This is a genomic window from Saccharothrix xinjiangensis, assembly GCF_039527585.1.
Lineage (GTDB): Bacteria > Actinomycetota > Actinomycetes > Mycobacteriales > Pseudonocardiaceae > Actinosynnema > Actinosynnema xinjiangensis.
Map to the genome: position 1 here is coordinate 104052 of NZ_BAAAKE010000019.1, position 25577 is coordinate 129628.

Sequence of the window (25577 nt, forward strand, 5' to 3'; positions counted from 1 at the left end):
GCTACCGCACCTGCGGCGCCACCTCGGCGGCGATGAACTCGACGTGGTCGAGGTCGGCCAGGTCCAGCACCTGGAGGTAGGCCCGGGTGATCCCGGTCCGCTCCCGCCACGCGCCCAGCGCGTCCACGACCTCGGCGGGCGTGCCGGCCAGGCCGTTCTTCCGCAGCTCGTCGACCTCGCGGCCGATCGAGGCCGCCCGCCGGGCGACCTCCGCGTCGTCACGGCCCACGCACACCACCAGCGCGGCCGACCGGACGACCTCCCCCGGGTCCCGCCCGATGGCCTCGCACGCGGCGTCGACGCGCCCGAACTGCTCGACCGCCTCGGCCGCGTCCACGAACGGCAGGTTGAACTCGTCGGCGTACTTCGCCGCCAGCGCGGGCGTGCGCCTGGGCCCCTTGCCGCCGATGAGCACCGGGATGCGGCCGACGGGCTTGGGCAGCGCGGGCGAGTCGGCGAGCTGGTAGTGCTCGCCCCGGAACGAGTAGGTCTCCCCCGCCGGCGTGCGCCACAGGCCGGTGATGACCTCCAACTGCTCGGCGTACCGGTCGAAGCGCTCGCGGGTCGACGGGAACGGCAGGCCGTAGGCGGTGTGCTCGTCCTCGTACCAGCCCGCGCCCAACCCGAACTCGACCCGGCCGCCCGACATTTGGTCGACCTGCGCCACGCTGATGGCCAGCGGGCCGGGGTGGCGGAAGGTGGCGGCGGTCATCAGCGTGCCCAGCCGGATGGACGAGGTGTCCCGGGCGAGGCCGGCGAGGGTGATCCAGGCGTCGGTCGGGCCGGGCAGGCCGTCGGCGTCGCCCATCTTCAGGTAGTGGTCGGAGCGGAAGAACGCGTCGTAGCCCGCGGCCTCGGCGGTTCGCGCCACGGCCAGCAGGTCGTCGTAGGAGGCCCCCTGCTGGGGTTCGGTGAAGATGCGGAGTTCCACCGCTCCACGCTAATCGGCGCGGGAGCACGTCCGCGATTCGACCGCCTCCCCCAACCCCGCCGCTTCCCTCAGCGCTCAGCACTCAGCGCCGACGCGACCGCCTGCCTTCCCGCCGCGAGGACTCCTCCTCGGCCTTGGCCCCGCCCCCGCCCCCGTCCTCGCGCACCCGCAACCCCTCCACCACCCGAACGATGGTGCGCTCGACCTCGGCGCTGGCCTTGCGCGGGTCGGACGCCCCCGCGATCGTGCTGGCCCCCGCCGACAGCGCCCCGAACAGCAGCCGGGTCATCGTCTCCACCGGCAGCTGCTCCAGCTCACCGGACTCCACCAGCACCTCGATCGTGGACCGCAGCAGCCCGTAGCTGAAGTGCTCCTCGGCCTCGCGCCAGCGCTCCCAGCCCATCACCACCGGCGCCTCGTGGATGACGATCCGCTGGTAGGAGGGCTCCAGGCACACCCGCACGTACGCGCGCAGGCCCGCGATGGCGGTGTCCCACGGGTCGCCGGGCGCGCTGACGATCTCGGTGAGCTTGAGCATGAAGTCGTTCTCGACCGCGTCGAAGGCGGCCTCGAACAGCGCCTGCTTGCCGCTGAAGTGGTGGTAGAGCGCGCCCTTGGTCAGGCGTGCCCGCTTGGTCACCTCGTCCAGCGAGGTGCCCGCGTAGCCGCGCTTGGTGAACAGCTCCACGGCGGAGCCCACCAGCGCCTTCCTCGTCGACTCCGAGTACTCCAACCGCCTCGACCGCACTGTCACCACGTTCACAACCGTACGACATACCGACGGTACGTACTCGTGGTATGTTCACCTCATGGGTCATACCGGCGGTATGTGGAAAACCCGGGGTATGACCGCGATCACCACGAGAGAGGAGGCGCGAGATGAGCTGGACCGACTTCTACCGACGCCGTGACGCCCTGGACGCCGTGCTCCGCGACGCCGCGGGCGACCCCTCGGCACCCCTGGACTTCGACCGCGAGCTGTTCGCCACCGAGGACGACCTGCTCCTGGCCCTGCACTACCGGTGGATGCAGCAGCTCACCGGCCGCCTCGGCGTCGCGCTCGAAAGCGGCTCGGCCGACCGCGTGGGAACCGTCACCCGCACGTGGCGCGCGCTGGCCGCCGAGCAGCCGGTGCTGCGCGCCGTGCTCGACGCCCACCTCAACTCCGCCGAGAGCTCCCCCGAAGCCGTCGAGGCCACCGAAGCCGTCGAGGCCACCGAAGCCGTCGAGGCCACCGAAGCCGTCGAGCGCGAGCAGCGCATGCTGGCGCTGACCGCGGGCCTGGCCGAGCTGTCCGAGCCGGCCGACGAGATCGCCCGCGTCGGCGCGGCGTTCGAGCGCCTGATCCGCACGGAGCCCAGCACCTCGCCCAACGCGGCGCCCAGCACCTCGCACCGCAACACCATCGTCCCCGGCCGCCACCGCCGGCTCGCCAAGAGCGCCTGACACCGGTACTTGTTACGCATGGCGAAGTGGACGGAAGCGGACATCCCAGACCAGACCGGCCGCACCGCCCTGGTGACCGGCGCGAACTCGGGCCTGGGCCTGCGCACGGCCGAGGTGCTCGGCGCGAAGGGCGCGCGGGTCCTGCTCGCCTGCCGGTCCCCGGAACGCGGGCAGCGCGCGCTGGAGCGCGTGCTCGCGGCGGGCGCCAAGGCCGAGCTGGTGCGGCTGGACCTGGCCGACCTGTCGTCGGTGCGCGCGGCAGCGGCCGAGGTGCGCGAGCGGACCGGTGACGCGCTGGACGTGCTGGTCAACAACGCGGGCGTGATGGCGGTGCCGCTGGGCCGCACCGCGGACGGCTTCGAGCGCCAGTTCGGCACCAACCACCTGGGCCACGCCGCGCTGACGTGGCTGCTCGTGCCCGCGCTGCGCACGCGCCCCGGCGCCCGGGTGGTCACCGTGTCCAGCCTCGCCCACCAGGCGGGCTCCCTCGACTTCGCCGACCCCGACTACGAGGTCCGCCGCTACTCGGCGTGGGGCGCGTACGGGCAGTCCAAGCTGGCGAACCTGCTGTTCAGCAGGGAGCTGGCCCGTCGCGCCGCGAAGGCGGGCCTGGACGTGACGTCCGTCGCCGCGCACCCCGGCGTCACCGCAACCGAGCTGAGCGCGAACACCGCCCGCGCCCGGCGCAACCCGCTGTTCAGCGTGGGTGCGAAGATCTTCAACCTCACCTCCCAGTCGGCCGAGATGGGCGCGTTGCCGCAGCTCTACGCGGCGACCGCGCCCGACGTCGAGCCCGGCGGCTACTACGGGCCCGACGGGTTCCGCGGCCTGCGCGGGCACCCCGCGCCGTCGGGGTCCACCGCCGCGGCCCGCGACGAGCTCGCGGCGAGCCGGTTGTGGGACCTGACGGCCGAGCTCACGGGCGTGGAACCCGATCCCTCGTGACGTAAAGTCGGTGTCGTGACCGTCGTACCTGAAGGTCGGAAGCTGCTGCGGCTGGAAGTCCGCAACAGCCAAACGCCCATCGAGAAGAAGCCCTCGTGGATCAAGACCAAGGCGAAGATGGGCCCCGAGTACCGGGAGCTCAAGGGCCTGGTCAAGCGCGAGGGCCTGCACACGGTGTGCGAGGAAGCCGGTTGTCCCAACATCTACGAGTGCTGGGAAGACCGCGAGGCCACGTTCCTGATCGGCGGCGAGCAGTGCACGCGGCGCTGCGACTTCTGCCAGATCGACACGGGCAAGCCCGCCGACCTGGACCGCGACGAACCGCGGCGGGTGGCGGAGTCGGTGCAGGCCATGGGCCTGCGGTACTCGACCGTGACGGGTGTCGCGCGCGACGACCTGCCCGACGGCGGCGCGTGGCTGTACGCGGAGACCGTCCGGCAGATCCACGAGCTGAACCCGGGCACCGGCGTGGAGCTGCTGATCCCGGACTTCAACGCGGTCCCGGAGCAGCTGGCCGAGGTCTTCGCCTCGCGCCCCGAGGTGCTGGCGCACAACCTGGAGACCGTGCCGCGGATCTTCAAGCGCATCCGCCCGGCGTTCCGCTACGAGCGGTCGCTGGAGGTCATCACCGCCGCCCGCGAGGCGGGGCTGGTGACCAAGTCCAACCTGATCCTCGGCATGGGCGAGACGCCCGACGAGGTCACCGAGGCGCTGTCGGACCTCCACGACGCGGGCTGCGAGATCATCACCATCACGCAGTACCTGCGGCCCTCGCCCCGCCACCACCCGGTGGAGCGGTGGGTCAAGCCGGAGGAGTTCGTGACGCACAAGGAGACCGCCGAGTCCATCGGCTTCTCCGGCGTCATGGCCGGTCCCCTGGTGCGCTCGTCCTACCGCGCCGGCCGGCTGTACGCGCAGGCCGTGCAGAAGCGCGGCGACGTGCTGCCGGAGGGCCTGCGCCACCTGCTGGAGGCGGGCGGCGCGGCGCAGGAGATCACCTCGCTGCTGTCGAGCCGCTGACCTCGGTCGGCCCGGGTCGTCCGCCCCGGGCCGGCGGGTCCCGGTTCAGCCCACCTCGGTGGGCCCGCTGACCACCACGCCGTCCAGCTCCCGGGCGTACTCGCTCCCGAACGCGCTGGACGGCGTGTGCGCGCCCGGCGGCACCGCGGCCAGCCGGTGGACCGCCTTCACCACCGAGTCCGCGGTCAGGTCGTAGGCGTTGGGCCCGGTGAGCGCGGCCCGGAACCGCCGCCCCGCGCCGTCCCACACCTCGCCGAACACCTCGCAGCGGGTGCCGCGCCGCGTGCCCTCGCCCGGCCCGCCGATCCGCCTGGCGAGGTCCTTGCCGACGCGCTGGGCGAACGACGTCCGCAGCAACGGCGCGGCCAGCGGCTGGAGCGCGCCCACCAGCTTCGGCACGGTGGTGAACGTGGTGACGTTGGGGATGCCGGTGGACCGGTAGGCGGTGCTCACGTCACCCCACGGGATGGCCCCGACGTCCCGCGCCCGGTCCCGGAAGTGGGCGACCCGCCGCCGGTGGGCCAGCGGCACGGTCCTGATCACCCCGTCCACCCGGGCCCGCCCACCGAACGCGGACCCCTCCACGGCGGTCTGGGCCGTGCCCGAACTGGCGCCGCCTTGAACGACGAACGCGAGGTCCAGGTGCGTGGCCGTCGGCAGGGCCCGCTTCAGCATGGCGGCGACGCAATCGGTCGGCACCACGTCGAACCCGATGCCGGGCAGCAGCACCACCCCGGCCTCGCGAGCCTGCTCGTGCCGCCGGGCCACGGCCTCGAAGACGTCGATCTCCCCGGTGATGTCGAGGTAGTGCGCGCCCACCTCCAGGCAGGCGTCCACCATCGGCCGGGAGGTGGCCGAGAACGGCCCGGCGCAGTGGGCGACGGCATCGATGCCCTCCAGCCCCCGCACCGCGTCCCGGAGCCCGAAGACCCGGTGCTCCAACCCGAGTTCCGCGGCGAGCGGCCGCACCTTCTCCGCGGACCGCCCGGCGAGCACCGGCCGTTCCCCGCGCGCCACCGCGAGCCGGGCGACGAGCGCCCCCGTGAACCCGCTGACCCCGTAAACCATCCACGTCACACAGCGGAACCTACCAACGAGTAACCACGTGCGCGACCTCAGCCGGACGACCGCCGCCGGACGACCGCCGCCGCACGGCCGATCCCTCTGCGGACGAGCGACGGAGGTGGAACCGGGTCCCACATCACCCAAGATCGTCACCGGACGGCTCAGCGGCGACGGGCCCCGAAGGCGGACCGAGCCCATCGGCCACAGGAGGTCCTCCGACAAAGCCACGCCTCCCCGGAGCACCCGATCATGATCACCGCCGAAGTCGATCGACATCCGCATCACGGGCTCATCACGCGAATGTTCTTTCAAAAACCCGAAAGCGGCACTGCGAAAACACGACCCCCCTCGACCTCGAGACCCATCCCGCGAACCGGCCCCCCGGACACGCCAACAGGGGTCGAGCCCCGTCACGACACCCTGCGTCACAGGCGCGTCTCACATGGGGCGAAGTGTCACAAAACCGATGAACCCTCACCCGATCGGGCCAACCAACCGCAATTTTGCGGTAGAACCCACTTGACATGCGCAGATCACCCAAGAGTCAAACGGTCCGACCGGCACGCCGAGCGGTACCACGGGTCCGGAAACCCCACGGCCACCCCTTGCCCGAACCGGCATGACGGCCACGCAGGGTGAAGATCAAAACCTTGCCTCCCGGTTCCGAACTTGCATCACACGATCGAGTGATACCTCTACCTACCGTCGGTACTTAACCGCTCAGTACGGTGCTGACGGGTGTGAGAAGACCCGCCGCTGGGCGTATCAGCACACCTCATCGGTGACCGGGAGAAGCCAGCCGCTGAACTCATCCAACGAGCCGCTTGGCGACAGGGAACGCCCGAAGGGCGATTTCACTCAATGGTGAGCCCCTATAGTCGCTGGACCGGTGGGGCTCGAACAGAACGCGGCCTCCTGCGCCAACAGGAGACCGCGTGGCGTCCCGTCCGGCTTGTACGGCGTCCAAGCAGCACAGCAATAGGAGGAACAACTGTTGAGTGTAGAGCTGTTCACGTGCGCACGGCCAGCGCTCGCGCCCCCGCTACCGGGTGATACCGCCCGTACAGGGGTTCGACGGAGGGTGCTCGCCGCCATCACCCGTCCGTGGTCCCCGGAGTTCTCTCGGCAGCTGAGCAGCGCGCTCCTGCACCTGAGGGCCCGTCTCCTCCTCGGACTCGCCATGTGCGACAGGACCCAACCGGTCGTCCGGCTCGCCTGACCGGCCGCCGCGTCCCCCACTCCACTCAGCAACGCGCGACGAGATCCGCGAGAGCCGCTCCGCGCCCGCAGCGGGTCTCGTCGCGCCCGAACGACGAGGAACCAGACTTGAGTCGCCACCCACTCCCCACGAGCCCCATGTCGCTCTACCGCTTCCACGGCGGTCTCCCGCTCAGGGAGTACGTGACCCGGTGCGACGGCATCACCGTGGAGCACGACCGCCCCCTGACCATCAACGGCGCGCGAGCGCACCTCATCGCCGGCACGCGCACCGTGGACGCCCCGACGTGGAGCAGGCAGGTCATGAGCCTGAGCGGGACACCGCTGAGGCTCATGAGGAGCGCCCCCTTCGCGATCATCCTCGTGCAGGTGGGCGATTGGGTCGTGGCCGCCGCGTGGGGCGGCGGCAGGCACCTGCTCGACGACGTCCGGTTGGACGAGGACTTCGGTCTGCTCTTCGGCATCCGCCGCTTGGACCCGACCGAGCTGCGCGTGGTCAGCAGCAGCCTGCTCGACGTCTCGGCACGCGCGGTGCAGACGTCGTTCCCCTCCGGCAGCACGGTTCCCGGTTTTCGCATCGATCCCGCCGGCGAACTGGTCAACCACCTGTCCGGAATGGCGGACATGGCGGGGACGACCTACCACCGGGCCACCGGCGGCAGGCAGTGCCGCGTGCGGGCGGGCAGCTCCCCGGGCATCCAGGTCGGACACTCCCCCGAGACGTTCCTGGCCGACCTGGAAGTCATCTGCCGGGTCATCGACCAGGGCGACGAGAACTCACCCCTGCGTTTCCTCAGCCAGGTGCGACCGATCCGAGCGGACGACCCGCTGCTGCCGTCGCTGGAGGCGCGCCTCGCCGACGCGCTCGGCGGAGGCCCTCCGCACAGCCGCCTCGCGATGTGCCGGCCCGCGGCGACCGCACCGCACGTGGAGGCGACGAACTCGCTCCGGGTCGACGACGTCGGCGGTTCCGGACCACTGGACCTCGACGTCGACCTCGACGTCGGCACCATCACCGAGCGGTTCGCCCGTATCCCCGTGTTCGCCCGGATGAACGAGTTGAGGCGTGCCAGGGTGACCCCGTGCTCGGACGGACGTGGTGAGGAACCGCTGACCCGTCCGATTTCACTGGACCGGTGGCTGGTGTTCGAGACGACGACCGAGGACCGGACCGCGTGCCTGCACCAGGGCCGCTGGTACGAGATCGGGCAGGACGCGGTCCAGCGCGTCCGGGATCGGGTGGCCGAGCTGGTCTCGAACAAGAGCGGCCTGTCGTTCCCGGTCTGGGCGCCGACCGGGGAGCAGGACGACGAGCACCGGTACTGCGCGCTGGTCGCCGAGCAGCCCGGCTACCTCTGCCTCGACCGCGACTTCGGCCGCACGCCCATGCACCCGAGGTTCGAGTTCGCCGACGTGATCGGCCCGAACGACGAACTGGTGCACGTCAAGTGGCTCGGACGGGCCACTGCGGCGAGCCACCTGTTCACCCAGGCACGGGTCTCGGCGTGGGCGCAGCGCCTCGAACCGGACGCGGTCCGGCAACTCGACGCCAAGGTCAACCGGCTCGACCCCGGGCGCCGCGTGCCCGACCGCCCGCGCACCGTCGTGCCGGCCGCCGCGGGACGGAGGTGGGCCGTCAAGGAGCTGTTCACGCTCTCGCAGGTGGAGCTGCTCCGCTTGAACGAGGACCTGCACCAGCACGGTGTCCGGCTCCAGTTCGCCGACATCCCGTTCGTCCCCAAGGCGAAAGCGGGCCGTCCGGCCGCATGACGACCGGCACGAACCGCGTCCACCCGTCGACAGGAAGGAACCCAGTGACATCGTGGCTGGACCTCGCCACGGCAACCATGCAGGCCGCGGTCGCGGCCTTGACCGTGGCGACAGCGGCCCTTCGGTTGCGCCGGTCACGGCCCCGTGAGGAGGAGTAGCCGGGAACACCGCCGCTGTCGGCCGGCACGCCGGCCGACAGCGGTCCCGGGCGCCTGACGCGCGAACTTGGCGCCCGCGGAACCGCCGACGCCAGGTTGGGCCGGCCACCGGGTGACAGCACGATCACGCACTCCACGACAACCGCCGCTGTCGGCTTCGGTGAAGCGCACACCGCGTGAGTTGCGGCGGATGTCGAGGGGGCCACTCCTGGTCGCCCGACGAGCAGGAGCACGCTGATCACCGGCTTCCCCGCGACGGCGCCCCTGCTGCGGGACTGCTTCGTCGCCCGGATCGTCGACACCCCAACGGGGCCGACCACGCCGTAACCGGCCGAGAACCGATCCCGACCACGTCGAGGCCGGGGCAGGGTCAGGACAGGTCGGACAGGTCGAGGACGAAGCGGTGGCGGACGTCGTTGCGCTCAAGGCGTTCGAGGGCTTCCGCCACGCGGGCCGACGGCAGGACTTCGACGTCGGCGGTGATGCCGTGGGCGGCGCAGAAGTCGAGCATGGCGGCGGTGGCGGGGCGGCCGCCGCTGCCCGAGGAGCTGAGCTTCTTGCGGCCGACGAGCAGGTCCATCGCCTCGACGGTGACCGTGCCGAGGTGACCGAGGTGGCTGAGCGTGCCGTCCACGGCGACCAGCCCGAGGTAGGGGCCGAGGTCGTGCGGGACGGGGATGGTGTCGATCAGGACGTCGAACCGGTCGCGGGCCGCGGCCATCCGGTCGGGGTCGGTGGAGACGACGAGGTCGTGCGCGCCGAGCCGGGCCGCTTCGTCCGCGCGGTCCGCCGACCTGGTGACGACCGCGACCTCGGCGCCGAGGGCCGCGGCGAACTTGACCGCGAGGTGGCCCAACCCTCCCAGGCCGCTCACCGCCACCCGGGTGCCCGGCCCCACGCCCAGGGCGCGCAGCGGCTCCCACACGGTGATCCCGGCGCACATCAGGGGCGCCGCCGCGGCCGGGTCCAGGCCGGCGGGCAGCGGGTAGGCGAACCGGTCGCGCAGGACGTACTCGCGGGAGTAGCCGCCCAGCGTCGTGGACCCGTCGTGGCGGTCGGCGCCGCCGTAGGTCAGGGTCGGGAAGTCGCGGCAGAAGTTCTCCTGGCCCGCCGCGCACATCGCGCACTCGCCGCAGGAGTCGACGATGTTGCCGACGGCGACGGGGTCGCCGACGCGGAAGCGGGTCACGTCCGGACCGGTCTCGGTGACCACGCCGGTGAACTCGTGGCCCGGCACGAGCGCCGGCGCGTCCCCGCCGCGGTGCGCGCGGAGGGCGTGCAGGTCGCTGTGGCAGACGCCGCAGTGGTCCACGCGCACCGCGACGTCGTCACGGCGCAGGTCCCGCCGGGGGATCGACACCCGGCGCAACGCGCCCGTCGAGCCGTCCGCCTGCCAACCGGTGGTGCTCCTCATGGCGTCCCTCCAAACAGACTGTTCGGTCTGTTCGAGGTTAGGTCGGTTCCGGCGCCAAAGCAAACCGACTGTTCTGTCGTTAGGATGGGCCCGTGCCCGACGACCAGCAGTTGACCGCCCGCGGCGCGGCCACGCGGCAGCGCATCATCGACGTCGCCACCCGCGAGTTCGCCGAGCACGGCATCGCCGGGGCGCGCGTCGAGCGCATCGTCGCCGGGGCACGCACCAACAAAGCCCAGCTCTACGCCTACTTCGGCAGCAAGGAAGGCCTGTTCGACGCGATCTTCTCCAGCTCCCTGGAGCGGATCGTCAACGTCGTCCCCATCGACGCCGGCGACCTGGCGGACTGGGCCGTGCGCCTCTACGACGAGTACCTCCACCGCCCCGACCTCATCCGACTCGCCACGTGGGCCCGCCTGGAACGACGCCCCACCGGCCACCTGGTCGACGACACCGAGCGCCTCGACGAGGGCAAGCTCCGGGCCATCACCGAGGCCCAGTCGGCGGGCCTGATCCGCACCGGCGACCCGTTCGACCTGATGGCGCTGGTCATCTCCATGTCGATGGCGTGGTCACCGGTCAGCAACGTCTACGCGGCCACCGCCGACGAACCCGCCGACACCCACGACCGCCGCCGGGCCCTGCTGCGCGACACCGTCCGCCGCGCCGTCGCGCCCGACTGACCCGCCGCCCCGCCGGAACCGGAGCACGCCGCTTCCAGGATTGACGGGTCGGCGAGTGGCTTGCCGCTTCGCAGCAGTCGCCACGCGGGTCGTGCCGTCTATGCGATCAGCGAGCGGACCTGTTCGTCCAGTTCGACCACGGCCCGGTGTTGGCGGTGAGCGTTCAACTTCACCTGGAAGTCGCTCAAGCGCCGTCGGTTCCGCACCGAGCGCGCCGCCGCGATGGACGGTACCGCTCCACTCACCAGTGAGCACGCGTGGTCGACATCGCCGAGTTCGAGAACAGCCTCCGCGCGTCGCATCAAATTGGTCGCGCGGTCCACACCGCGCCCAGGGCGTTGAACGTCAAGTGATTGGCGCAGCCAGTCGTCGGTCGCACGGTGCCGCCGGAGCGCCAGGTAGCAGGCGGCCACTTCGGCGCAGTACTCGGCGTGGTCGAAGTAGGAGGTGGCCCACTCCGGCGACTCGCGTTCCCCGGCCCGTGCCATCGCGCCGTCCGCCCGCACCAGGAGGCGCTCACACTCGGCGGCATCCCCGAGCACCGCGTGAACCCGCGCTTCTCTCACCGTCATCATGGCAATGATGCGCGGCGAGGACTGCTGCGCGCCCTCACGAGCGGCCGCCGTGACCGCCAACGCCTCGACCGGCCTGTTCACGTCGAGCAGCTGAAGGCCCATGCACCTCAAGATGTTCGCGCCGATCGCCCGGTCGTCGGCGGTGTGCGCCGCCCGCAGCGCCGTCACGTAGTAACGCTCAGCCGCAGAGTGGAAGCCTGCGTCGAGACTCGTCCAACCCGCCAGCCGGCCCAGCTCGGCTGCCACGCGGAAGAGGCGACCGCCCAGTTGTTCGGTGTAGCTGCCTTGCGCCAGCAGGTCGGCGATCAGCCGCAGCTCGGCGTCGGCGATGTTGCGGACACCACCGCCACCAAGAGCGGCCTGCATCCTCCAGATCGTCGGAGTCCGCTGTTCCAGGGCTTCCACCAAGGTGGCGTCGACCGTCCCACCGCGAAGCGCGACCTCGATCCTGGGTGGTTCGAGCGTCAGCCACTGGTTGGCGACGGTGACGGCTGTCCCGGTGGCGAGAGTCAGGAAGGCGCGGCGATCAAGCACGGCAGCTCCCGCAGTCTGGTCGAGCATCGTGACAGACGCGTCCGCCGACCACGGTAGCCCGACGTCGAGCCGGTCCCCCATCGGAAGCCAGGCCGGCCACCCCAGTTGACGAACCAGGTCACGCGGAACGCCCAACTCGTGCGCCAGGGCGTACTGGGAATCTTCATCCGGAACGACGCCCCAGTTCTCCCACCGCCACGCCTTCTCACGGCGCGTCGCCATGTTTCCGACGTGGCGGGCGATGACGTTGACCAGGTCCTGGTAGGTCCAGTTCCGTTCAGCACGCACGTAGGCGAGCGGATGGGTGAAGACCACCTCTTGCCGCCTGACCATATCGTTGCCCCCTCCTCTACGCCTCCGACTGTATCGCCCCACAGGCCAAGAAGAAGGCTTTGACCAGGTTTTTCAGGCTAACGGAGGACAGAGACAACAACGAGACAACGCGTCGGCGCTTCGTCATTCTTTTGGTTTGCGGTTCCCTCCCGATAGAGCCCAGTACAGAGCACCAGCCACTTGCCGGAACACCCAGGGAATGAAAGTAGGCATGACGACGCGTCAGCGCAACACCCAACACAGGCCGGCTCGATGATCTGCACCGAAACGCTGCACCCGTGCCCGGGGGAAGGGCAACTCGTGCTCGGCTACGTGCGGGCGCTCCCTGGTCGGAGCACGGCCGTCAGCCGGGACAGGGCACGCCTGGAGCAGTGGACGGCCGGCCGCGAGCTGGCGCTGGGCGAGGTGTTCTTCGACGTCACGAGCTCGTCGCCGCTGGAGCGGTACGGCTTTCGGCGGTTGCAGGGCGTCGTGCGCCGACTGCGGCCCGTTGGTGTCGTCGTCCCGAGCGCGCGGCACGTCGCGGATGACCATGACGACCTGGCTCGCGCGCTGGGTTATTTCCGCGCGGAGGGCTCCTTGCTGCTCGTTCTCGACTCTCCCTGAAGACTGAAAGGAACTCTCATGACGGAAACGACCGGCCACGAGCGGATGAGCACCGCCCACAGTCGTGAGCTGGGCGCATACCTGCGCCTGGTTCGGAAGCGGTCGGACATCCCGTTCAAAGAGCTGCTGGAGACCTTGGCGTGGTCGGCGGGCAAGTTGTCCAAGTTGGAGCGCGGCACGCGGCACACGCACCCGCACGAGATCGCCTTCCTGCTCGGCATGTGCGGGGCGGATAAAACGTTGCGTGAACGCATCATGGCGCTGGCCGCATCACCCGACACCGGCAGTTTCGTGCGCGTGCACGACAGCTCACCGGACACCCTGTTCGGTCTGCGCACGGACGAGGAGCAGGCCACCACGATCATGTCCTACGACCCGGTCGGCATCCCCGCCCTCGTCCAGACCGACGACTACACCCGAGCCCTGACCGATGATGAAGAGACCGTCACGGCCCGACTGGAGCGCCAAAGCAGCCTGACAACCCCTTCCTGGCGCAGGGTGACGCTGTTCCTCCGCGAAACCGCCCTCAGCGCGGTGGTCGGCTCGACCGAAGTCATGCGTGACCAGCTGCTGCACCTGACCCTGCTGTCGGGCACGCCCACCACCGTCATCCGGGTCATCCCGCGATGCCAGGTCCTGAACGCCGCCCTGTGCCACCCGGCCACGCTGCTCACCCTGGACGCGCCCGCCCGGCCGATGGTCCACGTCGAGACCGACCTCGCCACCGTCTTCCACGACGCACCCGACCTCGTCGCCGCTTACCAGGACAAGTTCCGGCAACTCAACCACCTGGCCCTCGAACCGACCGAATCCCGAACGCTCCTGGCCCGCTGGGCCAACCGCTACGACGCCAAGGCGTCATGAACCCACAGCACACCGGTGTCCCACATACCGTCCGGCTGCGCAAAGAGGCCTTCACCAAGGCGACCGGACTGGCGGGCTTCCGCTCCGACTACGCCCTGGCGAGAGCCATGGGCGTCAACCGCTCCACCGTCACCCGAGTGCTCACCGGACACCTCCACCCCGGCCCGGCCTTCATCGGCGGCGCGCTCACCGCCCTGGCACCGATGCAGTTCAACGACCTCTTCCAGGTCGTCCCGACTTCCTGACGGCGAGCCCACCAGAGCACTGGGCGTCGGAACACGGCGCACCTACCGGCCAAGCCGGATCAACTCCCACGACTTTGGACACCAGATACTGATACGACTCGCTCATCAGCAATAAGATCACACCAAGGCACAAGAGGCACCAGACAGCCGCACATGCAGCACGGGATCGAAGAAGTGGAATAACGCCCAGGATTAAACTCTCCGCATACCACCACCTCAGCCTGTCACTCAATCTTGTGATCAGCCATGACCCCATCGGGGCATGCGAAAGCACCCTTTAATGAATACAATTGACATGTGCCGAAAACTACACGCATCGTCGTAGTTATTTTCGCATTTCTGACCACGGTCTTGATGACCGCGTGCGGCGGCCCAGTATGTGCTTGCACCGTTCCAGAACCGCCCGCGAACATCAGTGAAGCAGCCACGAATCCCGAATGGGCAAAAAAGCGACTACTACTCTTGCGCGGCAAGCACATCACAACAGGAATTCTGGTCAGCAGGAGCGATAATGCCGGCATGGAAATTCGATCGGGCCAGGACCAAGAATTCTATCCTCCCGCAAAGGAGATGTTCGTCGCGCGAGGCCTGATCACAGAGAGCGCACACGGCTTCTCTTGGCACAAGAGGGGAAGAGCGCTTACCTGCTCAACCACTGGGGGGTGCAGTACGCAGTCCTGGTGATCAACAACAAAGAGGGCCCGTGCGCTTCGGTGTCCGGAGTGGGCTGCTCTGGATTGACGGCGAAGGCAATCCCGCTTGGCGCAACACTGGTAGTGTGGTGGGGAGATCCGGACGCCGATCCGATGACCGTTCAGAGCAGGGCGTTCCACAACCCTGTCGATGACGACCAGGACGGGAAGAAGAAAAAGGGGCGTCGATGAGCCAGGAAATCGTCTTGCGCAACGGGATTCTCACGCTCAAGCGCAACTTGACCGAGACGTTCCGGGCGGCCGAGCCCGAAGACAGGGAAACGATTGTCGACCTGGCTTTGCTCCACCCGAATGCACGATGGTCGCTCGTGCTGAAATTTCAACCGACCGACGACAACGGCGTGATCGACGGACGACCAAGTCAACTTGTCGCAGGTGTGACCGGAGACGCCGGAGCAGCGGTTCTTTACCGGACCTCACGTTCGGGGAAGTCGAGCCTGACGTTGTGGGGCACCGTCGGAACGGATCAGAGCAACGAGCCGTCTATGGCCATCCTCGATCAAGAGTCGGACATGTTCTTTCGCCGCGACCGACTCATCCCCAAAGAAGAGTTGCGTGCGGTGATGGCTGAGTACGCCTTGAGCGGTAACGTGCTCGTGACTGCCCGGTTGACGCCGTTCGATTACGACGTCGACGCCTATCAGGTTCCGTTCCCAGAGCCCTCGATCAAGCTCCGCTGGATTGCACCAGGTGTCCCCGACCGCAGCGGGGATCCGCCGTTCTAGTGGTGCGGCCGAGACATGACGATTCGGTCGGGAGCGGCTTCGTCGAGGCCAGCCGTGCAGGAGCGCGGCTGGGGTACGAGCCGAAGAGGTGGGCATCGGGTCGAACGACGTGGTCGCTTTGCCGTCCTCGTCCGCTCGCAGGTTCCGAATCTTCGGAAGCAACCCGAACGCCTGACAGCACCCCCGCCAGAGCACGGGCGGCGGAGCGCGAGCGCGAAGCGCCGCAGCGACGCCGAGGGGGCGACAGCCCTCAGGTCGGGGTCCAGGGGCGCGAGCCCCCGGCGGGGGTCCGGGGGCGGAGCCCGCCGGGCGGGGCGCGGGGGTTGCACCCCCGCAGGACACAGCGCGGGGTGTGGGGGTTGCACCCCCACAGGACACAGTGGGCGCGGCAGGGTTCGAACCTGCGACCGCTCGGGTGTAAGCCGAGTGCTCTTCCGCTGAGCTACGCGCCCGGGTCGTCGGCGGTCAGGGCAGGGCCGCCACGGCCTTCTTCCACGCTCCCTGGTCCCGGGGTTCCCCGGGACCGTTCACTTCGGCGTACCGCACGACGCCCGACCGGTCCACCAGGAACGTGCCCCGGTTCGCCATGCCGGACTTCTCGTTGAACACACCGTACGACCTGGCCACCGAGCCGTGTGGCCAGAAGTCCGACAGGAGCGGGAACTGGTAGCCCTGTTCCTTCGCCCACGCCTTGAGGCTGAACGGTGTGTCCACGGACACACCGAGCACCTGCACGGCCTCCCGCTCGTACTCGGCCAGTTCGTCCCGCACCCGGCACAGCTCGCCGGTGCAGGTGCCGCTGAACGCGAACGGGTAGAAGACCAGCAGGACGTGCCTGGTCCCCCGGAACGACGACAGGCTCACCGGCTGCTTGTCGTAGTCGCTGAGCGTGAAGTCCGGGGCCAGGGCGCCGACCTCGACCATCAACAGCCTCCCGGTGAGCACGGCTCGGAACGGGCCCACCGCCACACCGGGGAGCCCGCCGACGAGCCTAGCTCAGCGCTTGGCCTTGGCCGACTTCGGCGACACCAGCCTCGTCGCGGACCAGTCGCCGCTGATGTTGATGTTGGAGGTCTGGGCCAGACCTGCCGTGGACACGGCCTCGGCGATGTCGCTCGGCTCCACGTGCCCCGGCCGCCCGGTCTTGGGCGTGAGGACCCAGATCGTGCCCTCCTCGGCCAGCGGCGTCGTGGCGTTGATCAGGGCGTCGGCCAGGTCGCCGTCCTCGTCCCGCCACCACAGCAGGACCACGTCCACGACCTCGTCGTCGTCCTCGTCGAGCAGCTCGCCCCCGATCCGCTCCTCGACTGCGGCGCGGAGGTCGTCGTCGACGTCCTCGTCCCAGCCGATCTCTTGGACAACAACGCCCGGTTCGATCCCGAGCCTGTCGGCGACACCGATCTTGCCGGCGTCTTCCGCGGCGACCACGGCTTCCACTCCTCCAAGTACACAAGAGCGGCAGCCGGGTACGACTGCCGCGCGATGTCACTACCAGTCGCGGCTAGGGAACACCGTCAGCCATGCCACGCGCAACCGTAACGGCGAAGACACGCCGCATCGGGTACCCCCGGATGCGGCGCCCCGGAGCCATGAGGCACGCTCTACATACCTCCTATTCGCGCGCGCGAGGGACACGATCCAGAATTACTCACCGGTAGCGGTGTCGGGGACGTGCTCTCAAGGCGACGATGGGAGCCGAGAAGACACCGGAACGAGGAGATCCCTTGGCCCCGCAGAACCCCCCTGAGCGGGTACGCGTCATCCGTGACGGCTTGGCCGCCCACCTCCCCGACATCGATCCGGAGGAGACCGCGGAGTGGCTGGAGTCGTTCGACGCCGCGCTCAAGGGCGGCGGGCAGCAGCGCGCCCGCTACCTGATGCTGCGGCTGCTGGAGCGGGCCAGGGAGAGCCAGGTCGGCGTGCCCTCGCTGACCAGCACGGACTACGTCAACACCATCCCCACCGAGCGCGAGCCGTGGTTCCCCGGTGACGAGGAGGTCGAGCGCCGCTACCGGGCGTGGGTCCGGTGGAACGCGGCGATGCTGGTGCACCGCGCGCAGCGCCCCGGTGTGGGTGTCGGTGGTCACATCTCGACCTACGCGTCCTCCGCGAGCCTCTACGAGGTCGGTTTCAACCACTTCTTCCGCGGCAAGGACCACCCCGGCGGTGGCGACCACGTGTTCATCCAGGGCCACGCCTCCCCCGGCGTGTACGCCCGCGCGTTCCTGGAGGGCAGGCTCTCCGCCCACCAGCTCGACGGCTTCCGCCAGGAGCTGTCGCACGCGGGTCCGGGCGGCGGCCTGCCGTCGTACCCGCACCCGCGGTTGATGCCCGACTTCTGGGAGTTCCCGACCGTGTCCATGGGCCTCGGCCCGATGAACGCGATCTACCAGGCGCGGTTCAACCGCTACCTGCGCGACCGCGGTTTCAAGGACACGACCGACCAGCACGTCTGGGCGTTCCTCGGCGACGGCGAGATGGACGAGCCGGAGTCGCGCGGCCTGCTCCAGATCGCCGCGAACGAGCAGCTGGACAACCTCACGTTCGTGGTGAACTGCAACCTCCAGCGGCTGGACGGCCCGGTCCGCGGCAACGGCAAGATCATCCAGGAGCTGGAGGCGTTCTTCCGCGGCGCGGGCTGGAACGTCATCAAGGTCATCTGGGGCCGCGAGTGGGACTCGCTGCTGCACGCCGACCGCGACGGCGCCCTGGTCAACCTGATGAACACCACGCCGGACGGCGACTACCAGACGTACAAGGCCAATGACGGCGCGTACGTCAAGGAGCACTTCTTCGGGCGCGACCCGCGCACCAAGGAGCTGGTCACGCCGCTGTCCGACGACGAGGTGTGGAACCTCAAGCGCGGCGGTCACGACTACCGCAAGGTCTACGCGGCGTACAAGGCGGCGGTGGAGCACCACGGCCAGCCGACGGTCATCCTCGCCAAGACCATCAAGGGCTACGGCCTGGGTCCGCACTTCGCGGCGCGCAACGCCACGCACCAGATGAAGAAGATGACCCACGAGGACCTCAAGCTGTTCCGCGACAGCCTGCGCATCCCGATCGCGGACAAGGACCTCGACCCGTACCTGCCGCCGTACTACCACCCCGGCGAGGAGTCCTCGGAGATCCAGTACCTGCTGGAGCGCCGCAAGCAGCTCGGCGGGTTCGTGCCGGAGCGCCGCGGCAAGTCCAAGGCGCTGGTGCTGCCGGGTGACAAGGTCTACGACGTGGTGCGCAGGGGCTCGGGCAAGCAGGAGGTCGCCACCACGATGGCGTTCGTCCGGCTGGTCCGCGACCTGGCCAAGGACCCGGAGATCGGCAACCGGATCGTGCCGATCATCCCGGACGAGGCGCGCACGTTCGGCATGGACTCGATGTTCCCGGCGCAGAAGATCTACAACCCGAACGGCCAGCTCTACACCTCCGTGGACGCCCAGCTGATGCTGGCCTACAAGGAGAGCGAGCAGGGCCAGATCCTGCACGAGGGCATCAACGAGGCGGGCTCCACGGCGTCGTTCACGGCCGCCGGCACGTCCTACGCCACGCACGGCGAGCCGATGATCCCGATCTACATCTTCTACTCGATGTTCGGGTTCCAGCGGACCGGCGACGGCCTGTGGGCGGCCGCCGACCAGATGGCGCGCGGCTTCGTGCTGGGCGCCACGGCCGGGCGCACCACGCTGACCGGCGAGGGCCTCCAGCACGCGGACGGGCACTCGCTGCTGCTGGCGCACACCAACCCGGCGGTGGTGGCCTACGACCCGGCGTGGTCGTTCGAGGTGGCGCACGTCGTCCGGGACGGCCTGCGGCGGATGTACGGCGACGACGCCGAGAACGTCTTCTACTACATCACCGTCTACAACGAGCCCTACCGGCAGCCGGCCGAGCCCGAGGACCTGGACGTGGACGGCCTGCTCAAGGGCCTGTACCGGTACAAGGCCGCCGAGGGCTCGGGCGGGCCGCGGGCCCAGATCCTGTCCTCCGGCGTGGCCGGGCCGTGGGCGGTCGAGGCCCAGCGGGTGCTGGCCGAGGAGTGGGGCGTGCACGCCGACGTGTGGTCGGCGACGTCGTACTCGGAGCTGCGCCGCGAGGCGGTCGAGGTCGACCGGCACAACCTGCTGCACCCCGACGAGGAGCCGCGCGTGCCGTACGTGACGCGGGCGCTGGCCGGTGCGGAGGGCCCCGTGGTGGCGGTGTCGGACTGGATGAGCGCGGTGCCGGACCTGATCCGCCCGTACGTGCCGACCGACATGGTCACGCTGGGCACCGACGGGTTCGGCTTCTCCGACACCCGCCCGGCGACGCGGCGGCACTTCCTGGTGGACACCGAGTCGATCGTGGTGGCCACCCTGGCGGCGCTGGCCAAGCGCGGCGAGGTCGAGCGGTCGAAGGTGGTCGAGGCGGCGCGGCGCTACCGCATCGACGACGTCTCGGCGGCCGGTCCGTCCACGCAGGACGCCGGCCTGGCCTGAGCGACGACCGCCGAGGGGCGTGGTCCGAATGGGCCACGCCCCTCGGCGTGTCCGCAGTAGTGCGGCCCGACCAGCGCGAACTCCGGTGTTCACGGGCGCCGGGTGTGATCGACCCCATAGACTCGGGCGCACAGCCCAGCGTCCAACGAGGGGTCGGATGGGGACGCCGCACCACGCCCTGCACCGCACGGTGCTGGCCGTCGACGTGTCCGGCTTCAGCCGGCGGAGCCGCAACCGCCAGGAGGAGGTCCGCCGGGGCCTCTACGACGCGCTGGAGACCTCGTTCGCCGAGTGCGGCCTCGACTGGTCGGCGACCCACCACGAGGACCGCGGCGACGGCGTGCTGGTGCTGATCCCGCCGAGCGTGCCCAAGAGCCGGGTGGTCGGCGCCCTGCCGCACGCGCTGGCGGGCGAGCTGCGCCGCCACAACGCCACCCGCGCCGAGGACGCCCGCATCCGGCTGCGGATCTCGGTGACCGCGGGCGAGGTGCAGCACGACGCGCACGGCGTGGTGGGCGACGAGGTCAACCTGGCGTTCCGGCTGCTGGACTCGGCGCCGCTGCGGGAGGCGCTGGACCGGGCGCCCGGCGTGTTCGCGCTGATCGTGTCGCGCCGGTTCTTCGAGGACGTCATCCGCGACGACCCGGCCACCGACCCGGACGCCTACCGGCGCGTCGAGGTGGGGGTCAAGGAGTTCCGCGGCCAGGCGTGGCTGCGCGCGCCCGAGGGCGGCCGGCCGGCCGTGCCGCCGCGCCCACGCCGGCCACCGGCGCAAGCGCGGCAGGCCGGGACGGCCGGCGGCGGTCCTGGTCCTGGCGCTGCTCGCGGCGGCGACCGCCACCGACGCGTTCGCCGCCGTGCCGGTCGAGGTGCCGCCGTGCGCCACGCCGGTGCAGCTCAACGTGCTCACCTCGGCGGAGAAGGAGCGGGTGGTCACGGGTGTGGCGGTGGAGTTCGAGAAGGAGTCCCGCGAGTTCACCCCGCACGGCTGCAAGGGCGTGAGCGTGCAGGTGACCACGGGCGGCTCGGCGCGCGAGGCGGCCGACGCGCTCAGCCGGGGCTGGCAGGAGCCGGACCACGTCCCGCAGGGCACCGAGCCGCACGTGTGGCTGCCGGACGCCTCCTTCGAGGTCGCCGGCGTGCTGGCCGCCCTGGAGGAGGGCGCCCGCCTGGCGCTGGACCACCGCGCGTCGATCGCCCGGTCGCCCGTGGTGCTGGGCGCGTCCGCGGAGCTGGCCGAGCGGATCGAGGAGGACGGCCGGGAGTTCTCCTGGCCGTCGGTCTCGCAGGCGCGGCTGGTCGAGCCCGACGCGTCGTCCGGGGCGGGCCTGGCCGCGGTCGCGGCGCTGGCGCACGCCGAGCTGGGCGGGGTGGCGCTGGACGCGCCCGACGCGCCGCTGCGGCTGCGCGGCGCGGCGAGGCGCACGACGGACGCGCCGCCGTGCGAGGGCGACGTGGCCCTGGTGGCGTCGGAGAAGGTCGTGGCGGACCGCGAGGACTGCCGGCTGCTGTACCCGCGCGGCGCGGGCGTGGCGCTGGATCACCCGTTCGTGGTGGTGGAGCGCACGGACCTGCCGCCCAACGAGCGCCGGCGGCGGGTGGTGGAGCGGTTCGAGGAGCACCTGCGGTCCGACGAGGCGCAGGCGGCGATGCGGCGGGCGGGCTTCCGCGCCGCGAACGGCACGCCGGGGCTGGTGGGCGACCCGCGCGCCCGGGTGCCCGACGAGGAGGTCGGTGTCCCGGACGGGGAGGCCCTGCACCGGGCCTGGGAGGCGGCGTCGCGGCCGGTGTCGGTCGCGCTGGCGGCGGACGAGGCGGGCGCGGGCGCGGTGGCCGCGCTGGAGCGCCTGCTGACGCCCCGGGACCGGCTGGTGCGGCTGCCGCTGGCGGGCGGCGTGCTGGAGGACGCCGTGCGCGCGGGGGCGAAGGTGGCGGTGCTGGTGTCGGCGGGGCCGATCCCGCCGGTCGAGCCCGGCACGAGCGCGCCGTTGCGGGTGGTGGCCGTCGGCCTGTTCGAAGGCGCCTGCGCGCCCACCACGGCGCTGTACTCGGCCGCCAGGTCCCACGGCGGCCCCTGCGAGGAGATCGGCCCGCAGAACGCGCTGGAGGGCGTGGCGCGGGGTGTCTGGGGAGGGATGACGTGATGCGCCTGTTCGCGGCCCTGACGCTGCTCCTGGCGGCCTGCGCGGGGTGCTCGGGCGTCCCGGACGGCCCGACCGACGACGAGGGCCCGATCACGTTCGTGGACGGCCGGGACACCTCGTCCGGCCGGCAGGTCCACCGGCTGGTGGAGCGGTGGAACGACGCGAACCCCCTGGAGACGGTGAAGTTCCTGGAGATGTCGAACTCCACGGACATCCACCGGGCCCAGCTGATGACCCGGGCGCAGGACCTGGCCGGCGTGCGCGAGGGCTACGAGGACCGCTGCTACGACGTGATGAACCTGGACACGGTGTGGACGTCCGCGTTCGCCGAGTCCGGCCACCTGGTCCCCCTGCCCGCCGGCGAGTTCGGCGCGGACCGGATGCTGCCCCAGGTGGTGGACCAGCTCCGGGTCGGGCACGACGAGGGGCGGCTGTGGGCCGTGCCGTGGCGGGTGGACGCCGGGTTCCTGTTCTACCGCCGGGACGTGCTCGAAGCCGAGGGCGAGGACCCGCCGCGCACCTGGGCCGAGCTGCGGCGGCTCGCGGTGGAGGTCGCGCCGAAGCACGGGCTGGCCGGGTACGTCGGCCAGTTCGCCGACTACGAGGGCCTGGTGGTCAACGCCGTGGAGGCGATCTGGGCCAACGGGGGCGACCCGCTGCGCCCCGACCGGTCGGAGGCCAAGGCCGGGGTCGAGTTCCTGGCGCGCGGTTTCGAGCAGGGGTGGATCCCCCCGGAGGCGACGGACTACCGCGAGGAGGAGAGCCGGGAGGTGTTCCAGGCCGGGAAGGCGCTGTTCATGCGGAACTGGCCCTACGTGCGGCCGCTGCTGGAGGGGCCGAGGTCGGCGGTGGCCGGCGACTGGGGCGTGGTGGCGCTGCCCGGTCCGAGCGCGCTGGGCGGCTGGAACCTCGCGGTGTCGCGGTGCTCGACCCACCAGCGGACCGCGCGCGAGTTCATCCGGTTCCTCACCCGCGAGCAGACCCAGGGCGAGCTGTTCCGCGACGCCGGGTGGGCGCCGAGCCTGGCCGGCCTGTACCCGGCGGGCGGCGCGGCCCTCCCCTGGGAGTCCCTGCTCGGGGAGGCGGTCCGCACCGCCCTGCCGCGCCCCACCTCCGCGTACTACGACGAGCTGACCAGCGTCATGCGGGAACGCCTCCGGCTGTCGCTGGCCGAACCGTCCGCCATCGACGGGTTGATGGACGACCTGGCCGAACGGGTCCAGGAGGTGCGCGAAGGGCGTTAGGCGGGCTTCGCGACCCTGGCCGCGGACCGCTTGGCCTCCCGGTTCCAGTCGATCCAGCCGCGGATCACCAGCACCGCGAAGACCGTGTAGACGGCCGCGCTGAAGTACAGCCCGGACTGGAGCTGCAACGGCACGCCGATCGCGTCGACCACCAGCCAGACCAGCCAGAACTCCACCAGGCCCAGGCCCTGGAGGGTGAAGGCGAGCACGGTGCCGACGAAGATCGCGGCGTCCGGCCACGGCGCCCAGCTCGCGTCGGTGGCCTGGAGGACCAGCGCGAACGCGACCGTGCCGACCGCGAACGCGCCCAGCACGGCCAGCCGCTCCCGGGTGGTGCCCTTGCGGACCACCACGCCGAACACGGGGTCGCGCCTGCGGGTCCACGCCCACCAGCCGTAGAGGGTGATCAGGGCGATCACCACCTGCCGCGCGGCCGTGCCGCCCAGGTGGGCCGACGCGTAGACGACGAACAACAGCGTCACCGAGACCAGCTGCACCGGCCAGGTCCACAGCGAGCGGCGCTGCGCCAACCAGACCACGACCAGCGCGAAGACCTGGCCCGTGAACTCGGCCCAGGAGACCTTCTGGCCGAGCACCGTGAAGCCCTGCTCCATCAAGACGTGCACCGCGTCCTCCCTCTGCCGACAGGCCGGTCCGGGGCAGGGCACGCCAACGGCACGCGCGCCTCCCATCCGGACTTTCACCGTCGGCCCCGGAGTCCCACCGGGTCAACCGCCCTGGCGGGCGGGTCGCGGGCTGTCACCGCCGGTTCGGACTTCCACCGAGCCCCGGAGCGCATGTCTGCTCACCGCGTCGAACACCGCGGGGCACCCGGGTGTTCCACGGGTGAGCAACAGCACAGAACCCGGGGTTCGGCTCCCGTACACCGCGGGCGCCTAGCCTGCGGCGAATGCGCATCCTGCTGGTGGCCGCCTTGACGCCGTTGCTGCTCGCCGCCGCTCCCGCCGAGGGGGTGGTGACGCCGGTCGCGCAGACGCGCGCCTTCGCGGACGACGCGTCCGGCTCGCCCGCGAACGCCGACGCCGACGACCCGGCCGTGTGGGTGCACCCCCGTTCGGCCGAGCGGAGCGTGGTGCTCGGGACGCTGAAGGAGGGCGGCCTGGCGGCGTTCGACCTGTCCGGGCGGACGCTCGGCCTGTACCCGGCGCCCGCCGCGCCCTCGCCGGGCGCCGCGCCCGGCCGGTACAACAACGTGGACGTGCTCAGCCGGGTGACCGTCGGCGGGCGTGCGCGCGACCTGGCGTTCGTCAGCGACCGCGGGCGGGACAGGGTCCGGGTCTACGAGGTCGACGGGCGCGGTTCGGCGGCGGGCGCGGGCGTGGTGCGGGACGTGACCGACCCCGCCGCACGGCCGGTGTTCTCCTCCTCCGAGGAGGAGGTCGACGACCAGCGCACGGTGTACGGGCTGGCCGCCGGGTTCGCCGGGCGCACGCCCGTGGTCGTGGTGAACCGGCGCAACGAGACCCGGGTGGCGCTGCTGCGCGTCGTGCCGGCCGCCGGCGGCTCGGTGGGCACCTCGGTGGCGGCGACCCTGGACCTGCCCTCGTCGTTCCCGCTGCCCGGCGGCGGGGTGTGGGCGCCGTGCGGCGAGCCCGGCGAGGGCCCGCAGCTGGAGGGCATGGTCGTGGACTCCCGGCACGGGGTGCTGTACGCGGCGCAGGAGGACGTGGGCGTGTGGCGGGTCCCGCTGCGGGCGTCCGGGTTCGGCGAGCCGGTGCTGGTCGACCGGGTGCGATCCTTCGGGGTCCCGCAGACCTACGACCCGGTGACCGAGGAGTGCGCGGTGTCCGGGCCCGACCCGGGCGTCGGCGGCCGGGTGCTGGAGGCGGACGCGGAGGGGCTGACCGTGGCGGACGGCTACCTGGTCGCGTCCAGCCAGGGCGACTCGCGGTTCGCGGTCTACGAGCGGACCGGGCGCAACCGGTACGTGGGGTCGTTCGCGGTGGGGGCGGGCCGGGGCACCGACTCGGTGGAGCACTCGGACGGCGCGCACGTGGTGACCGCCGACCTGGGGCCGCGGTACCCGGAGGGGCTGCTGGTCGTGCACGACGGTGAGCGCCGGCCGGCCGTGGGGGACGCGGACACGACCGGGTTCGCGTACGTGAGTTGGGCGGACGTGCTGGACGAGCTGGGCTGAACCGGGCTGGGGGGCTGGGCCGGGCCGGAGGGAGCCTCGGGACTGGGGCCGGGCGGGACTGGGGGCCGGGCGGGGCCGGGCCGCGCCCAACCGGACCGGGCTGCCGGAGGCCCCCGCCGGCCGGGGGCCTCCGGTGCCTGCCGGCGTCGGGGCGCCGGCTTCCGAGGGGTCGTCGGCGCCGGCTCCCGACCTGGCCCATCGGTGGTCCCCGGGTCGTACCGCGCCGGTCACGCGATTCGCCCCGCGACCGGATCGTGTCGCAGCACCCGTCACCCGGCAACCTGAAGTGGCCGCACGAAAGGGTGACTGGC

General features: G+C 71.2%; 23 protein-coding genes, 1 tRNA gene and 1 riboswitch. Of the genes, 14 read left to right on the plus strand and 10 right to left on the minus strand.

Annotated elements, in window-relative coordinates; translation table 11 throughout:
- Nucleotide 1 precedes the first annotated feature (1 nt).
- Both ABD223_RS29685 and ABD223_RS29690 read right to left on the minus strand, forming a co-directional pair.
- Nucleotides 2-931, minus strand: coding sequence for an LLM class F420-dependent oxidoreductase (locus tag ABD223_RS29685; RefSeq protein WP_344039891.1), 930 nt, complete (start codon nucleotides 929-931; stop codon nucleotides 2-4).
- 82 nt (nucleotides 932-1013) lie between these two features.
- Entirely contained in the window at nucleotides 1014-1679 is a 666-nt protein-coding gene (locus ABD223_RS29690) for a TetR/AcrR family transcriptional regulator (RefSeq protein ID WP_344039965.1), read from the minus strand.
- Between the two features lie 131 nt (nucleotides 1680-1810).
- Between ABD223_RS29690 and ABD223_RS29695 the strand changes: the two genes are divergently transcribed.
- Genes ABD223_RS29695 through lipA form a run of 3 tightly spaced genes read left to right on the plus strand, consistent with a single transcriptional unit; the run spans nucleotide 1811 to nucleotide 4342 of the window.
- Nucleotides 1811-2377, plus strand: coding sequence for a hypothetical protein (locus ABD223_RS29695; protein WP_344039892.1), 567 nt, complete (start codon nucleotides 1811-1813; stop codon nucleotides 2375-2377).
- A gap of 18 nt (nucleotides 2378-2395) precedes the next feature.
- Nucleotides 2396-3322: an oxidoreductase gene (locus tag ABD223_RS29700; RefSeq protein ID WP_344039893.1), complete on the plus strand. Its 927-nt coding sequence runs from the start codon at nucleotides 2396-2398 to the stop codon at nucleotides 3320-3322.
- Nucleotides 3323-3337: 15 nt separating this feature from the next.
- Nucleotides 3338-4342: a lipoyl synthase gene (lipA, locus tag ABD223_RS29705; RefSeq protein WP_344039894.1), complete on the plus strand. Its 1005-nt coding sequence runs from the start codon at nucleotides 3338-3340 to the stop codon at nucleotides 4340-4342.
- 45 nt (nucleotides 4343-4387) lie between these two features.
- Here the strand turns inward: lipA and ABD223_RS29710 are convergent, their stop codons facing one another.
- Nucleotides 4388-5410 (minus strand): saccharopine dehydrogenase family protein, encoded by a 1023-nt coding sequence (locus tag ABD223_RS29710; RefSeq protein ID WP_344039966.1) that lies wholly within the window; start codon nucleotides 5408-5410, stop codon nucleotides 4388-4390.
- Between the two features lie 1353 nt (nucleotides 5411-6763).
- Here ABD223_RS29710 and ABD223_RS29715 point away from each other — a divergent pair.
- Entirely contained in the window at nucleotides 6764-8395 is a 1632-nt protein-coding gene (locus tag ABD223_RS29715; RefSeq protein WP_344039895.1) for a TIGR04141 family sporadically distributed protein, read from the plus strand.
- Between the two features lie 528 nt (nucleotides 8396-8923).
- On the opposite strand, the gene ABD223_RS29720 is transcribed toward ABD223_RS29715, so the two are convergent.
- Nucleotides 8924-9967, minus strand: coding sequence for an NAD(P)-dependent alcohol dehydrogenase (locus tag ABD223_RS29720; protein ID WP_344039896.1), 1044 nt, complete (start codon nucleotides 9965-9967; stop codon nucleotides 8924-8926).
- 92 nt (nucleotides 9968-10059) lie between these two features.
- Here ABD223_RS29720 and ABD223_RS29725 point away from each other — a divergent pair, with 92 nt between their 5' ends.
- A complete protein-coding gene (locus ABD223_RS29725; protein ID WP_344039898.1) occupies nucleotides 10060-10650 on the plus strand; it encodes a TetR/AcrR family transcriptional regulator in 591 nt (196 codons plus the stop codon).
- A 98-nt stretch (nucleotides 10651-10748) separates the two neighbouring features.
- Here ABD223_RS29725 and ABD223_RS29730 read toward each other — a convergent pair whose 3' ends face one another.
- A complete protein-coding gene (locus ABD223_RS29730; protein ID WP_344039899.1) occupies nucleotides 10749-12092 on the minus strand; it encodes an NsdA family TPR-like regulatory protein in 1344 nt (447 codons plus the stop codon).
- A 252-nt stretch (nucleotides 12093-12344) separates the two neighbouring features.
- Between ABD223_RS29730 and ABD223_RS29735 the strand changes: the two genes are divergently transcribed.
- The 5 genes from ABD223_RS29735 (at nucleotide 12345) to ABD223_RS29755 (ending at nucleotide 15245) form a co-directional block, all read left to right on the plus strand.
- Entirely contained in the window at nucleotides 12345-12698 is a 354-nt protein-coding gene (locus ABD223_RS29735; protein WP_344039900.1) for a hypothetical protein, read from the plus strand.
- An 18-nt stretch (nucleotides 12699-12716) separates the two neighbouring features.
- Nucleotides 12717-13562, plus strand: a complete 846-nt coding sequence (locus tag ABD223_RS29740) for a helix-turn-helix domain-containing protein (RefSeq protein ID WP_344039901.1) — start codon at nucleotides 12717-12719, stop codon at nucleotides 13560-13562.
- Nucleotides 13559-13807, plus strand: coding sequence for a helix-turn-helix domain-containing protein (locus ABD223_RS29745; protein WP_344039903.1), 249 nt, complete (start codon nucleotides 13559-13561; stop codon nucleotides 13805-13807). Before ABD223_RS29740 ends, ABD223_RS29745 begins: the two co-directional genes overlap by 4 nt.
- A 548-nt stretch (nucleotides 13808-14355) precedes the next feature.
- The gene (locus tag ABD223_RS29750; protein WP_465269847.1) at nucleotides 14356-14691 is read left to right on the plus strand and encodes a DddA-like double-stranded DNA deaminase toxin; all 336 of its coding nucleotides are present in this window, start codon (nucleotides 14356-14358) and stop codon (nucleotides 14689-14691) included.
- Nucleotides 14688-15245: a hypothetical protein gene (locus tag ABD223_RS29755; protein WP_344039905.1), complete on the plus strand. Its 558-nt coding sequence runs from the start codon at nucleotides 14688-14690 to the stop codon at nucleotides 15243-15245. The genes ABD223_RS29750 and ABD223_RS29755 overlap by 4 nt, the downstream gene beginning before the upstream one ends.
- 380 nt (nucleotides 15246-15625) lie before the next feature.
- Here the strand turns inward: ABD223_RS29755 and ABD223_RS29760 are convergent.
- The 3 genes from ABD223_RS29760 to ABD223_RS29770 form a co-directional block, all read right to left on the minus strand.
- Nucleotides 15626-15697: transfer RNA gene (locus ABD223_RS29760), tRNA-Val, on the minus strand.
- A 13-nt stretch (nucleotides 15698-15710) separates the two neighbouring features.
- Nucleotides 15711-16172: a peroxiredoxin gene (locus ABD223_RS29765; RefSeq protein WP_344039967.1), complete on the minus strand. Its 462-nt coding sequence runs from the start codon at nucleotides 16170-16172 to the stop codon at nucleotides 15711-15713.
- A 69-nt stretch (nucleotides 16173-16241) separates the two neighbouring features.
- Nucleotides 16242-16673: a DUF3052 domain-containing protein gene (locus ABD223_RS29770; RefSeq protein ID WP_344039906.1), complete on the minus strand. Its 432-nt coding sequence runs from the start codon at nucleotides 16671-16673 to the stop codon at nucleotides 16242-16244.
- A 260-nt stretch (nucleotides 16674-16933) separates the two neighbouring features.
- On the opposite strand from ABD223_RS29770, the gene aceE reads away from it, so the two are divergent.
- The gene (gene aceE / locus ABD223_RS29775; RefSeq protein ID WP_344039907.1) at nucleotides 16934-19720 is read left to right on the plus strand and encodes a pyruvate dehydrogenase (acetyl-transferring), homodimeric type; all 2787 of its coding nucleotides are present in this window, start codon (nucleotides 16934-16936) and stop codon (nucleotides 19718-19720) included.
- Nucleotides 19721-19981: 261 nt separating this feature from the next.
- Here the strand turns inward: aceE and ABD223_RS29780 are convergent, their stop codons facing one another.
- The gene (locus tag ABD223_RS29780) at nucleotides 19982-20353 is read right to left on the minus strand and encodes a hypothetical protein (protein WP_344039908.1); all 372 of its coding nucleotides are present in this window, start codon (nucleotides 20351-20353) and stop codon (nucleotides 19982-19984) included.
- Between the two features lie 224 nt (nucleotides 20354-20577).
- Between ABD223_RS29780 and ABD223_RS29785 the strand changes: the two genes are divergently transcribed.
- Both ABD223_RS29785 and ABD223_RS29790 read left to right on the plus strand, forming a co-directional pair.
- Nucleotides 20578-21864 (plus strand): substrate-binding domain-containing protein, encoded by a 1287-nt coding sequence (locus ABD223_RS29785; protein ID WP_344039909.1) that lies wholly within the window; start codon nucleotides 20578-20580, stop codon nucleotides 21862-21864.
- On the plus strand, nucleotides 21864-23108 hold the full coding sequence (locus ABD223_RS29790; RefSeq protein ID WP_344039911.1) for an ABC transporter substrate-binding protein: 1245 nt from the start codon (nucleotides 21864-21866) through the stop codon (nucleotides 23106-23108). The genes ABD223_RS29785 and ABD223_RS29790 overlap by 1 nt, the downstream gene beginning before the upstream one ends.
- On the opposite strand, the gene pnuC is transcribed toward ABD223_RS29790, so the two are convergent.
- The gene (gene pnuC / locus ABD223_RS29795; protein WP_380648435.1) at nucleotides 23105-23722 is read right to left on the minus strand and encodes a nicotinamide riboside transporter PnuC; all 618 of its coding nucleotides are present in this window, start codon (nucleotides 23720-23722) and stop codon (nucleotides 23105-23107) included. The two genes, ABD223_RS29790 and pnuC, sit on opposite strands and share 4 nt — an antisense overlap.
- Nucleotides 23723-23784: 62 nt before the next feature.
- Nucleotides 23785-23908: riboswitch (FMN riboswitch) on the minus strand.
- A gap of 110 nt (nucleotides 23909-24018) precedes the next feature.
- On the opposite strand from pnuC, the gene ABD223_RS29800 reads away from it, so the two are divergent.
- Nucleotides 24019-25266, plus strand: coding sequence for a phytase (locus tag ABD223_RS29800; RefSeq protein ID WP_344039913.1), 1248 nt, complete (start codon nucleotides 24019-24021; stop codon nucleotides 25264-25266).
- The last annotated feature ends 311 nt before the right edge of the window (nucleotides 25267-25577 follow it).

Bases quoted from the DNA above. Each gene is read 5' to 3' on its own strand.
- ABD223_RS29695 (WP_344039892.1), top strand. From the start codon at position 1,811: ATGAGCTGGACCGACTTCTACCGACGCCGTGACGCCCTGGACGCCGTG.
- ABD223_RS29700 (WP_344039893.1), top strand. From the start codon at position 2,396: ATGGCGAAGTGGACGGAAGCGGACATCCCAGACCAGACCGGCCGCACC.
- ABD223_RS29710 (WP_344039966.1), bottom strand. From the start codon at position 5,410: ATGGTTTACGGGGTCAGCGGGTTCACGGGGGCGCTCGTCGCCCGGCTC.
- ABD223_RS29715 (WP_344039895.1), top strand. From the start codon at position 6,764: ATGTCGCTCTACCGCTTCCACGGCGGTCTCCCGCTCAGGGAGTACGTG.
- ABD223_RS29720 (WP_344039896.1), bottom strand. From the start codon at position 9,967: ATGAGGAGCACCACCGGTTGGCAGGCGGACGGCTCGACGGGCGCGTTG.
- ABD223_RS29730 (WP_344039899.1), bottom strand. From the start codon at position 12,092: ATGGTCAGGCGGCAAGAGGTGGTCTTCACCCATCCGCTCGCCTACGTG.
- ABD223_RS29735 (WP_344039900.1), top strand. From the start codon at position 12,345: ATGATCTGCACCGAAACGCTGCACCCGTGCCCGGGGGAAGGGCAACTC.
- ABD223_RS29740 (WP_344039901.1), top strand. From the start codon at position 12,717: ATGACGGAAACGACCGGCCACGAGCGGATGAGCACCGCCCACAGTCGT.
- ABD223_RS29745 (WP_344039903.1), top strand. From the start codon at position 13,559: ATGAACCCACAGCACACCGGTGTCCCACATACCGTCCGGCTGCGCAAA.
- ABD223_RS29755 (WP_344039905.1), top strand. From the start codon at position 14,688: ATGAGCCAGGAAATCGTCTTGCGCAACGGGATTCTCACGCTCAAGCGC.
- aceE (WP_344039907.1), top strand. From the start codon at position 16,934: ATGGGAGCCGAGAAGACACCGGAACGAGGAGATCCCTTGGCCCCGCAG.
- ABD223_RS29780 (WP_344039908.1), bottom strand. From the start codon at position 20,353: ATGACGTCCTCGAAGAACCGGCGCGACACGATCAGCGCGAACACGCCG.
- ABD223_RS29790 (WP_344039911.1), top strand. From the start codon at position 21,864: ATGCGCCTGTTCGCGGCCCTGACGCTGCTCCTGGCGGCCTGCGCGGGG.
- pnuC (WP_380648435.1), bottom strand. From the start codon at position 23,722: ATGGAGCAGGGCTTCACGGTGCTCGGCCAGAAGGTCTCCTGGGCCGAG.
- ABD223_RS29800 (WP_344039913.1), top strand. From the start codon at position 24,019: ATGCGCATCCTGCTGGTGGCCGCCTTGACGCCGTTGCTGCTCGCCGCC.